General features: G+C 61.6%; 4 protein-coding genes. 2 read left to right on the forward strand and 2 right to left on the reverse strand.

Annotation, left to right across the window (positions count from 1 at the left end; translation table 11 throughout):
- The first annotated feature begins 265 nt into the window (after positions 1-265).
- Positions 266-8785, forward strand: a complete 8520-nt coding sequence (locus HJB89_RS13810) for a GH36-type glycosyl hydrolase domain-containing protein (protein ID WP_221150076.1) — start codon at positions 266-268, stop codon at positions 8783-8785.
- Between the two features lie 100 nt (positions 8786-8885).
- Positions 8886-10124 (forward strand): OpgC family protein, encoded by a 1239-nt coding sequence (locus HJB89_RS13815; protein WP_221150077.1) that lies wholly within the window; start codon positions 8886-8888, stop codon positions 10122-10124.
- A 52-nt stretch (positions 10125-10176) separates the two neighbouring features.
- On the opposite strand, the gene HJB89_RS13820 is transcribed toward HJB89_RS13815, so the two are convergent.
- Positions 10177-10530, reverse strand: a complete 354-nt coding sequence (locus HJB89_RS13820; RefSeq protein WP_221150078.1) for a VOC family protein — start codon at positions 10528-10530, stop codon at positions 10177-10179.
- A 438-nt stretch (positions 10531-10968) separates the two neighbouring features.
- Entirely contained in the window at positions 10969-12732 is a 1764-nt protein-coding gene (locus tag HJB89_RS13825) for a glucan ABC transporter ATP-binding protein/ permease (RefSeq protein ID WP_207582242.1), read from the reverse strand.
- Positions 12733-13010: the final 278 nt, after the last annotated feature.

Here is a 13010-nt window from a genome sequence, read left to right on the forward strand (position 1 = left end):
TGGCCCGTGCTTTTTGACTTGAATTATTTCGATACTGTCCAAATTTTCGACATGGCTTTCGCGGAGAGGTATCGATGGTCCCAATACCCGTCGGGCCGCGTCCTTTGCCAGAGCTCAGCCCGTTGCATAGCTTGGCCCAAGTGTCGTTCACCCCGGCTTCATCGATCTTTGAAGAATGGGGCTCCGTTCATGTAGCAGTCATGATAAGCAGTGCAAAAGGCTGCGCAAAACAGCCATAACTTCGTTTGGATCCAGAACCGAACCCATGTCTATTTCCAATCTTTCTCCGAGCCTTCCGCGCGAACCCGAGATTAAGCAGATCGATCATAACGATTCGATCCGCTCGACCTATCTTGCCATCGAGGACATCAAGGCGATGGGCGATGCGGTCGCCCGCAACGGCGTCGACCAGCTGCCGGCTTTCGCCCCATTCGATTTCTTCGCGCGCCATAAGGAAAACGAGAAGGAAATTCTGCGCGTCTACCGGACCACGGCGACCGACGTCGAAGCAGGCGAGACGATCACGCCGGCGGCAGAATGGTTGCTGGACAATCATTATATCGTCGAAGAGGCGATCCAGGAGGTGCGGCGCGACTTCCCCCGCCGCTTCTATCGCGAATTGCCGACCATGGTCGTCGGCGGTGTCGAGGTGCCGCGCACCCTCGTGCTTGCCTGGCTCTACGTCGCCCATACCCATAGCACGATCTCGCAGGAAAGCCTGACGGCGCTGGTCGACGGTTTTCAGGCCAGCGAGACGCTGAGGATCGGCGAACTCTGGGCATTGCCTTCGCTCGTGCGCTACGTGCTCGTGGAAAACCTTCGCCGCATTTCCAGCCGCGTCGAAGCCAGCCGCCGCCTGCGCCGCCGCGCCAACGAGGCGGCCGACGAATTGGTGCGGCTGACCGATCCGGCCGGGGCGGCGGCCTACCTGAAGACGCTGGAACCGCTTGCCGAGGACAATACTTTCTCGACACAGTTCCTCTATCGCCTTCGTGACGGCTCGCAGACGTCGAGTCTCGCCATCACCTGGCTCGACGAGCGGCTGGAAGAACTCGGCCGCAACAGCGAAGAGACGACGACGGCCGAACACAGCCGCCTTTCTTCCGGCAACGTGACGATGGGCAACATCATCCGCAGCCTTCGCGAGATCGACGATGCCGAATGGTCGGTCTGGGTCGAGCAGGTAAGCCATGTCGACAAACTGCTCTGGGAGCATTCCGATTACGGCATCCTCGATTCCGGCTCGCGCAACAAATATCGCAAACAGATCGAAAAGCTGGCCAAACGCTCGCCGCTGACGGAAATGGAAATCGCTCAGCTGGCGCTCGACATGACGGCTGCTGCCAAGGCCTCCGACGAGCCGCAGCCGCATGAACCGAATGTCGGCGGTTTCCTGTCCGGCGCGCAGCGGCCGAAGCTGGAGGCGCGGGCGAATTATCGCCCGACGATCATCCAGCATTTCGTGCGCGCCGTGCGTCGGTTCAACTGGCTGGCAATTGCCGTGCCCGTCATGCTGCTGACGATCATCGCCATGGCGATCGTCGGCCGGTTCATGGCGAATGCCGGCATGGGGGCGATCGAAATCGCCCTGCTGCTGATCATGTTCTCAGTGCCGGCGTCGGAAGGGGCGACGGGTCTCTTCAACACCGTGCTGTCCTTCTTCGTGACGCCGGCGCGCCTTGTCGGATACGAGTTCAAGGAAGGCATTCCGGAGGATGCGCGCACATTGCTCGTCGTGCCCTGCCTGATCTCGAACCGTGACAGCGTCGATGACCACGTGCGCAATCTCGAGGTTCATTATCTTGCCAATCCGCGCGGTGAGCTCTATTTCGCGCTGCTCAGCGATTGGCCGGACAGCGAGGCCGAGGAAACGCCCGCCGATCTCGAGGTTCTCGACTATGCCCGGCGCGAGATCGCCAATCTTTCCGCCCGCTATGCCTATGACGGCAAGACGCGTTTCTATCTGTTGCATCGCCGCCGTCTCTACAATCCCTCCGAAGGCGTCTGGATGGGTTGGGAGCGCAAACGCGGCAAGCTGCACGAGCTGAACATGCTGCTGCGCGGCGACCGCGACACGACCTATCTGCCGGGCGCCAACACCGTGCCGGCCAAGGTGCAATATGTGATGACGCTCGATGCCGATACGCGCCTGATGCGCGATGCCGTCACCAAGCTCGTCGGCAAGCTCTATCATCCGATCAACCGGCCGGTCATCAATCCGAAAACCGGCCGTGTCGAAAGCGGCTATGGCGTGCTGCAGCCGCGCGTCACCCCGTCGCTGACGACGGGCAAGGACGCATCGGTTTTCCAGCGCGTCTTTTCGATCAACCGCGGCCTCGATCCTTACGTTTTCACCGTTTCCGACGTCTATCAGGATCTGGCCGGCGAGGGCACCTTCACCGGCAAGGGCCTTTATCATGTCGATGCCTTCGAAGCGTCGCTGAAGGGTCGGATCGACGAGAACTCCGTGCTCAGCCACGATCTTCTCGAAGGCTCGATGGCGCGTTGCGCGCTCGTCACCGATCTCGAACTGGTTGAGGATTTCCCGATCCGTTACGAGGTCGAGACCTCGCGTCAGCATCGCTGGGCGCGTGGCGACTGGCAGCTGCTGCCCTATATGTTCAATCCGAAATACGGCGTCACGGCACTCGGCCGCTGGAAGATGTTCGACAATCTGCGCCGCTCGCTGACGCCGATCGCCTGGTTTTTCGCCTCCGTGCTCGGCTGGTATTTCATGAGCCCGCTCGGCGCACTGATCTGGCAGATTCTGCTGATCTTCTGCCTCTTCGTCGCGCCGACGCTGTCGCTGATCAACGGCATCATTCCGCGCACCAGCGATATCATCGCCCGCGCCCATCTCTATACGGTCTGGTCCGATATCACGGCCGCCAATGCGCAGGTTGCACTGCGGATCGTCTTCATCGCCGATTCGGCCGCCATGATGGCCGATGCGATCGGCCGCTCGCTCTACCGCCTCTTGGTCAGCCGCAAGCTGATGCTGCAGTGGCGGACCGCCGCCAGCGTTCACGCCAGCGGCCAGGGAACGCTGATCTCCTATTACAAAGGGATGTGGCACGCACCGGCGCTGGCGCTGCTGGCGCTTGGGTTTGCAGCCCTCCCCGGCGGCAGCGCCTTCGTCGTCGGCATTCCCTTCGCTCTGTTGTGGATCCTGTCGCCTGTCGTCGCCTGGTATGTCAGCCAGTCGGCAGAGACCGAGGACCGGCTCGAGGTCGCCGATTCGGTGTCGAGCGAACTGCGCAAGATCGCCCGACGCACCTGGCGTTATTTCGAGACCTTCACCACGGCCGAGCAGAACTATCTGCCGCCGGACAATATCCAGGAAACGCCGCATGTGATTGTTGCGGCGCGCACCTCGCCGACCAATATCGGCGTCTATCTGCTCTCGGTCGTTTCCGGCCGGCAATTCGGCTGGTTCTCCTTCGAGGAGACGCTCGAGCGGCTAGAGCAGACGATTTCGACGATCGACAGAATGGAGAAATTCCGCGGCCATCTGTTCAACTGGTATCACACCGATACGCTGCAGACGCTTGGGCCGCGTTATGTCTCGGCCGTCGACAGCGGCAATCTCGCCGGCCATCTGATCGCCATTTCGTCGGCCTGCCGCAACTGGGCCGAGGCGCCGTCCGCTCATATGCAGGGCAACCTCGACGGCGTCGGCGACACAGCCGGCATTCTCGGTGAAGTGCTGGCCGACCTGCCCGACGACCGCAAGACCGTGCGGCCGCTGCGCCGGCGCCTGGAGGAACGCATCGTCGGCTTCCAGAATGCGCTTGCCGCCGTCAAGCGCGAGCATGAATTCGCCTCGATCCGCATCATCAATCTCGCCGTTCTCGCCCGCGACATCGAGAAGCTCGCCGCCAATCTCGACCATGAGGTCAAGTCGAAGCAGAGCGAAGAGGTCACCCAATGGGCGGCCTCCCTGGTGAAGGTCTGTGAGGCGCATATTTCCGACAGCACCTTCGACCTTTCCAAAGTCGATGCGCTGAGGCCGCGCCTGGTGGCACTGCGCGACAAAGCCCGAGATCTGGCGTTCTCGATGGATTTCGGCTTCCTGTTCCGGCCCGAGCGGCGCCTGCTGTCGATCGGCTACCGCGTCGAAAGCGGTGAACTCGACCAGGCCTGCTACGATCTTCTCGCCTCGGAATGTCGCCTGACCAGCCTGTTCGGCATTGCCAAGGGCGATCTGCCAACGGAGCACTGGTATCGCCTCGGCCGCCAGGTCGTTCCTGTGGGGTCGCGCGGCGCGCTGGTCTCCTGGTCCGGCTCGATGTTCGAGTATCTGATGCCGCCGCTGGTCATGCAGGAGCGCGGCGGAGGGATTCTCAACCAGACCAACAATCTGGTCGTCGTCGAACAGATGAATTACGCCCGCAAGCTCGGAATTCCGTGGGGCATCTCGGAAGCGGCCTTCAATGCCCGCGACCATAATCTCAATTATCAGTACACGAATTTCGGCGTGCCGACGCTCGGCCTGAAGCGCGGCCTCGGCCACAATGCCGTCATTGCGCCTTATGCATCGCTGCTCGCCAGCCAGTACGACCCGCCGGCCGCGCTCGAAAATCTGCAGAGGCTGCGCAAGGTCGGTGCGCTCGGCAAGTTCGGCTTCCACGATGCCGTCGACTTCACGCCGACGCGCGTGCCGGAAGGCAAAAAATGCGCTGTGGTCTATAATTATTATGCCCACCATCACGGCATGTCGATCGCCGCCGTCGCCAACGTCGCCTTCAATGGTCATCTGCGCGAGCTCTTCCACGCCGATCCGGTCATCGAGGCAGCGGAGCTTTTGCTGCAGGAAAAGGCGCCGCGCGACATTCCGGTGATGAGCGGCAAGCATGAATCCGACACGCCGGCCAGCATCCAGGACGACCTGCTGCGGCCGGAGATCAGGAAGATCAGCGATCCGGCTTCGCGTGATCGCGAACTCGTGTTCTTGTCGAACGGCCATTATTCGCTGATGCTGACGGCTACGGGCGCCGGTTATTCCCGCTGGAACGGCCTCTCCGTTTCCCGCTGGAAAGCCGATCCGACCGAAGACCGCTGGGGCAGCTTCATCTTCCTGCGCGATACGGCCACGAATGAATGGTGGTCGACGACCTCGGAGCCGAAGGGCGTCGAAGGCGAAAAGATCAAGGTCGAATTCGCCGACGAGAAGGCGCAGTTCACCAAGACGGTCGGCGACCTCACAAGCGAGGTAGAGTGCATTATTGCGACCGAGCATGATGCCGAGGCCCGCCGCGTCACCCTGCTCAACATGGGTGGGGAAGACCGTTTCATCGAAGTCACCTCCTATCTCGAACCGGTGATCACCTCCGACGATACCGACAATGCGCATCCGGCATTTGCCCGGATGTTCGTCAAGACCGAGATCGGCAAGCGCGGCGACGTCATCCGCGCCGAACGCAACAAGCGCGATCCGAACGAACCGAACATCAGCATCGCCCACTTGATCGTCGACAATGCCGGCGACACCCGCCACACGGAATTCGAGACCGACCGGCGCAAATTCATCGGCCGTGGCCGCAGCCTTGCCGATGCGGCAGCCTTCGATCCGGGCGCTACGCTTTCCGGCAGCGACGGCTTCATGCTCGATGCGGTGATGTCGCTGCGTCGCACCGTCCGCGTGCCGGCCGGCAAGAAAGTCAGCGTGATCTTCTGGACGATCGCTGCGCCAAACCGCGACGAAGTCGACAAGGCGGTCAATCGCTACCGTCATCCCGACGCTTTCAACCACGAGTTGGTGCAAGCCTGGACGCGCACGCAGGTGCAGATGCGCCATGTCGGCGTTACCTCGCAGCAGGCAGCGGCCTTCCAGCATCTCGGACGCTACCTCGTCTATCCCGACATGCAGCTGCGCAAGGACGAGGCGACCGTCGAGGCCGGCCTGCAGTCGCAATCGGCGCTTTGGCCGCTGGCGATCTCCGGCGACTTCCCGATCTTCACGCTGCGCATCAACGACGACATGGATCTCGAGATCGCCCGCGAGGCGCTGCTGGCGCAGGAATATCTGCGTTCGCGCGGCGTCACCGCCGATCTCGTCATCATGAACGAACGCGCCTCTTCCTACGCGCAGGATATGCAGCACGCGCTCGACGCAATGTGCGAAAACGTGCGCCGCATGGGCCAGGCCGACGGCTTGCGCCAGCATATCTTTGCTGTTCGCAAGGACCTGATGGAGGAGAGCACCTATCACGCGCTGATTGCGGCTTCCCGCGTCACGCTGCATACGAAGAACGGCAAGGTGGTCGACCAGATCGGCCGCGCCGTGGCGCTGTTTGCGCCCTCCAAGGAGGAGCTGCAGGAGATGGAACGGGCCGAGCGCAACAAGGCCCCGGTCAAGCGTGTTGCGCCGGTGCCGCCGCCTGTCGTGCCCGCCGTCGTCATCGAGGAGGAAGGCGATCTCGACTTCTGGAACGGTATTGGCGGTTTTGCCCGCGATGGACGCGAATATGTCGTTCGGCTGCCCGGAGGTCACGCGACGCCGCAGCCGTGGATCAATGTCATCTCCAATGACAGGTTCGGCTTCCACGTGTCGGCTGAGGGCTCCGGCTTCACCTGGAGCGCCAATTCGCGCGACTATCAGCTGACCTCCTGGTCGAACGATGCGGTGGTCAACCGTTCCGGCGAGGCGTTCTATTTGACCGATCTCGAGAGCGGTGCCGTCATGACGCCGTTCGCAGCGCTTTCCGGCCGGCCGGACATCCGCTTCGAAACCCGTCACGGGCTCGGCTATTCGGTCTTTTCCAGCATTCAGAACGATATCGCTCTCGAGCTGACGCAGACGATCGACCGCGAAAGGCCGGTTAAACTGCAGCGCCTGCGCTTGCGCAACACCGGTTCGACCAGCCGCAAGCTGCGTCTCTACGGTTATGTCGAATGGATCCTCGGCAGCAATGCGGCACGCACGGCACCGTTCATCCTGTCTAGATATGACGAGGAGACTGGGGCGCTGTTTGCCACCAATCCCTACAGCATCGATTATTCCAGCCGCACCGCCTTCTTCGCGGCGAGCGAGGCCCTTTCGAGCTTCTCGGCAAGCCGGCGCGAATTTGTCGGCAAGGCGGGAACGATCCACGCGCCGCAGGCCGTTACCTCCGCCGCCGCCCTTTCCAGCACGGCCGACCTCGACGGTGATCCGGCCGCAGCGCTTGCCATCGACATCGAGCTCGGCGCCGGTGAGGAGCGCGACTTCACCTTCTTCCTCGGCGATACGCCGACGGAGGAAGAAGCGCGCAGAGTCATCGCCGAGATCCGCAAGGCCTCGTTCGACGATGCCGTCGAGGCGAACCGAACCTTCTGGCGGGATTTTACCGGCAGGCTGCAGATATCGACGCCAGATCGTGGAATGAATAATCTCGTCAACACCTGGTTGCCCTATCAGAGCCTCGGCTGCCGCATCATGGCCCGCACGGCCTTCTACCAGGCAAGCGGCGCCTTCGGCTTCCGCGATCAGCTGCAGGACACGCTGGCCTTCGTGCTGCACGAACCCTCCCTCGCCCGCGGGCAGATCCTCAATGCCGCGTCACGCCAATTCCGCGAAGGCGACGTGCAGCATTGGTGGCTGCCCGGAACGGGTGCGGGCGTGCGCACGTTGATCTCGGACGACGTCGTCTGGCTCGCTTACGCGATCCATCATTATTGCAGCGTCACCGGCGATAGGAGCGTGCTCGACGAGCAGATCGCCTTCCTGGAAGGGCCGGCTCTGCTCGAAGGCCAGCACGACTCCTTCTACAGGCCGGAGATTTCCGAGGACAAGGCGAGCGTCTACGAGCACGCGGCGCTGGCGCTCGATCTCGCCATCGCCCGCAAGGGGGCAAACGGCCTGCCGCTGTTCCTTGGCGGCGACTGGAACGACGGGATGAACCGCGTCGGCGTCGGCGGGCGCGGCACCAGCGTCTGGCTCGGCTGGTTCCTGGCGGGCGCATTGCGCTCCTTTATTCCCTATGCCGAAGAGCGCGGCGACACGGCCCGCATAGAGCGCTGGTCGGCGCATCTGATCGAGCTGAAGAAGGGGCTCGAAACTGCGGCCTGGGATGGCGGCTACTATCGCCGCGGCACATTCGACGACGGTGCGCTGCTCGGCTCCAGGGAAAGCCCGGAATGCCGGATCGATTCGATTGCGCAGTCATGGAGCGTGCTGTCGGGCGAGGGTGATCCGGCCCGCGCCGTCACAGCGATGGACGCTGTGCTCGACCAGCTGGTCGACGAGGATGCCCGGATCATCCGGCTGTTCACGCCGCCTTTTGTCAATTCTGCCAGGGATCCCGGCTATATCAAAGCCTATCCGCCGGGGGTGCGCGAAAACGGCGGACAATATACCCACGCCGCAACCTGGGTGGTGATGGCGTTGGCGGAGCTGAAGCGGGGCGATGATGCGTTCCGTTGCTTCCAGATCCTCAACCCGATCACCCATGCGCTCGACAAGGCTTCGGCGGAGCAATACCGCGTCGAACCCTATGTCGTGGCTGCCGACGTCTACGGCCATGAGCCCTATACGTCGCGCGGCGGCTGGACCTGGTATACCGGCTCCGCCGGCTGGCTCTACCGCGCCGCCGTCGAAGGCATCCTCGGCATCCGGCTGAAGGGCGGCCGGCTCTATGTGCGACCGTCGCTCCCGTCGGAATGGGACGGTTTTGCGGCAGAGGTGGAGCAGGGCGGCGGCAAATACCGCATTTCGGTCTCAAAAGCGTCCAATGACAGCGGCTACACTCTGACGATCAACGGCTGCGAAGTCACCGATCCCGAAGAGGGATATCCGCTCGGATAACAGCGTTCTCCACGCTGAAAAACACGGCGATTCGCGGCGGCCAAAAGGGAACCCTTTTGGCCGCCGTCGCGTTTGCAAATCGGATGACAAGGAGACACCCATGGCTAGCACGCCGACCCAAGCCATCGTCACTGGGCGCAGTTCCCTATCCGCCGCCGCGCCAATACGTGATACAAGGCTCGACGTCTTGCGCGGCGTGGCGCTGATCATGATCTTCATCAACCATGTTCCCGGACAGATCTTCGAATATCTGACGACGAAGAATTTCGGTTTTTCCGATGCTGCAGAAGCCTTCGTGCTGATCTCGGGCATTGCCGTCGGCCTTGCCTACGGTTCCGGGTTCCGGCCGGGCAACCGGCTGACGATGGCGATCAAGGCGGTGAAGCGCGCCTTCACGCTCTATCTCGCCCACATGATCACCACCTTCATGACGCTGGCGCTGTTTATCTGCGGCGCGTGGCTGTTTCACCGGCCGGGCTTGCTGGTCGAAATCAACATCCTGGCGGTGCTGATGAACCTGAAGGAAGGCCTTCCGGCGCTGCTGCTGCTCGGCCACCAGATCGGCTATAACAATATCCTGCCGATGTACGGCGCGTTGATGTTGATGGTGCCGATCATCCTGCTTTTGAATGCCCGGAGCCCGTTGCTGGCGCTCGGCGTTTCCGGCACGGTTTGGCTGCTTGCGGGCATCTACCAAGTGGCGCCGCACAACATGCTGATCGAAAGCTACTGGTTCCTCAATCCGCTTTCATGGCAGTTCCTGTTTTCGATCGGCATCGTTTCGATGCTGCATATCAAGCGCGGCGGCACCATCCCCCGGCATCGGCTGCTGCTTGCGGCCGCTGCCGGTTACGTTGCGCTGTCCTTTGTCTGGGTGACCGGCCAGCTCTGGGTCTTCGGCAATTCGCTGGCCGCACTTGGCCTGCCGACGGTCATCACCGGTTTCGACAAGACCTTCCTGTCGCTGCCGCGTCTGTTGCACGTGCTGGCACTGACCTATCTGGTCATCAGCATTCCGGCGCTCTCGCGCATTCTGCGCCGTCCTGCGGACCATCCGCTGGCGATCCTCGGCCGCCATTCGCTGAACATTTTCGTCGCCGGCACGATCCTCGCCATGATTGGCCAGGTAGTGCTCTATATTACCAATAAGGATCCGCTGGTCGGTCCGCTCTTCGTGATCGTTGGTATCGCGACGCAATTCGCCTATGCCTATTATCTCGAACGCAAGCGCCAGCAGGGCAAGGTCAAGGCGAAACTGGTCACGGAGCTCGCCAGCGTCCCGGTGCCCGTCCGCATTGGCGGAACGGCCAACGTCTATCGCCGCAACGATCGGAAATAGGCTTTGGATATGCCTGTGAGATGAAGGGAGCCGGCGGCCGATGGCCGCCGGCTTAGTTTTTGTGAACAAGGATGTTCACCAGCTTGCCCAGAGGATCGCGCACATAGAAGCGCCTGACGCCCCAGGGCTCATCGGCCGGGCCGTATTCGATGGGAAAGCCAGCTGCCGACACTGCCTTAAACACGGCGTCGAGGTCGTCGACCTCGATCGAGAGATCCGGTACCGGCGTTCCGGAGCCACCTTCGCTGGCCACGCTGAGTTGAACGGTCATCGAGCGCGGGGCGCCGAACGTCGCGATCCATCCGTGATCCATGATGACGTCAAGACCGAGGATATCCTGATAGAACCGCCGGGCCATGGTGATGTCAGGTGCCTGGACATTGGCAACGATGCGCAGGACCTTCATGGTTTTTCCCTTCGGTAGTCGGTAACAAACCGGAAATTAGGAAGATCGGTAGGGTGGTCAATCGGTTTGGCTTGGAATCGAGACGTTGCTGCGTGTGAGCCCCTTCTGCCCTGCCGGGCATCTCCCCCACAGATGGGGAGATCGGCCAGTGGTTGGCCCTGAATTCCTCTCTACTGCCGTGCGGGACATCAGTTGGTCATTGTTTGGGGAAACCATCGCGCCCAGCCGATCTCCCTCCTTGTGGGGGAGATGCCCGCCAGGGCAGAGGGGATATCCACACGGCACAGTGCCAATGCATATCGTCCATAGCGGTATTCGGATAAAGCAAAGTCTGAAAGCGTGTCGTAGGAATGCCGTTCGATGCAGCCTCTTAACCCAGCCCAACAAAAAAGGCCGAAGGGGGTTACCCCTCCGGCCTTTGTTTGAAACCCAAGCCGATCAGGCGGCTTCGGTGGTATGGGCCTTGCGGACCTCTTCGTCCGTCAGGATACCGCTGGCGCGCAGCAGGGCGGCGAAGCGGCCGTTGCTGTGGCTGAGTTCGTCGAAGCTACCCTGTTCGACCACGCGGCCGTCGTCGAGGAAGAGCACCATATCGGCTTCGCGGACCGTCGACAGGCGGTGGGCGATGATGAAGGTGGTGCGGTTCTGGCGCAGGTTGTCGATTGCGGCCTTGACGCGGTTTTCAGTCTCGACGTCGAGCGCCGAGGTCGCCTCGTCGAGCACCAGGATCGGCGCGTCCTTGAGGATAGCGCGGGCGATGGCGATGCGCTGACGCTCGCCGCCAGAGAGCTTGTTGCCGCGTTCGCCGACATGCGTATCGTAGCGATCCTCACGGGTCTCGATAAAGTCGGCGGCAGCGGCGGCTTCGGCCGCACGGCGCATGTCCTCTTCGCTGGCGCCTTCACGGCCGAGGCGGATATTGTCGCTGATCGAACGGTTCAGCAGGCCCGCATCCTGGAAGACGGTGGCGATGTGACGACGCAGCGACTTGCGGGTCACCTTCGTGATATCGGTGCCGTCGACAAGGATCTGGCCGCCCTGGGCGTCGTAAACACGCTGCAGCAGGTTGACCAGCGTCGTCTTGCCGGCACCGGTCGGGCCGACGATCGCGACCGTCTGGCCTGCCTTCACCGAGAAGGAGACATTGTGCAGGCCCTGCGAGCTGTTGCCGAAGCCGAAGGAGACGTCGCGGAATTCGATCGCACCCTTGACGTCCTTGATCTCGCCATTGCCGGCCGGTTCTTCGCGTTCACGCACCGAGTCTTCGAGCGCATAGAATTCCTCGAGCTTGGAACGGGCTTCGAAAATCTGCGTGGCGAACTGGCGCATCAGGTCGAGGCGGCCGATCAGCAGGTTGGCAAAGCCGATGAAGGCGATGACGTCGCCGACGCGCAGCTGGCCGGCCTGAACAAGCATGGTGCCGATGATCAGGACCACCATCATTGCAATGGTCGACGCCATGCGGTTCAACGCGCTGGCGATCGCCCACCAGTCGAGCACCGGATACTGGGCTTCGAGCAGGCGGTCGGCAAAGGATTTCAGCGCCTTGGTTTCAGCCTCGATGCGGTTGTAGCTGTGCAGGACAGACACGTTGCTGATCGAGTCGCTGACATGCGAAAAGACGGTGTGATAATGGTTTTCGACCGAAGCCTGGCCGTCTTTGGTGCGGCTCATGACGACGCGACCGATCATCCAGTAGGCGACGGCGAGCACCATGAGCACGGCGGAAAGGCGCAGGTCCATCGCCATTGCCGTCGGTATCAGAAGGGCAAGCGCGATAACCGTCGACAGGTGGTTGCGCATGAATTCCAGCCAGAGACCGAACAGCGTCTCGCAGGCGCGCAGCAATGTATGCAGCGCGTTTGAGGTGCCGCGCTGATGGTGCCAGCCAAGCGGCATGGAGATGATCCGGCCGAAGGCTTCCGTCAACAGCGTCGCGCGCCGGCCATGGGCCAGCCTGTCGGCCTCGCGGGCGACCAGGACGAAGGCAACCGTGTTGAAAACGGCGAAGGTCGCCCACATGAAAAGGATGGGCTTGACCTCACCCTTGCCCGAAATCGCATCGATAATGCGACCGAACAGGATCGGCTCCGCGATGGTAATTGTCGCCAGAACGATGTTTGCGACCACGACCAGGGATACGCGCAGCTTGTAGGCGCTGAGATAGCGCAGAGCTCTTGCATAGACCTTGAATAGCGTCACGTCGAACCTCTTATGCATCTGCGAAACTGGATGATGCGATGCTACAAAAGGTTACCTGAACCGGCGATTAACGGAGTATTCAGGGTCCATCGAGGCGACGAGTAACCCGATCGCATTATCGTGGGATTCGACGAGATGACTATGGCGCTGAATTTTCTGCTCGGTTATATCCCTGCAACAATTTGCGCTTGCATTTTAATAAATATTTAGCGCAGCATTAAATTAGAGACTGCATTTTTTGAAGAAGACCGTTTCGCGACCAATTTGAAAAGCCGCCG

The organism is Rhizobium sp. NZLR8, assembly GCF_019685025.1.
In the GTDB taxonomy this organism is placed as follows: Bacteria; Pseudomonadota; Alphaproteobacteria; order Rhizobiales; family Rhizobiaceae; genus Rhizobium.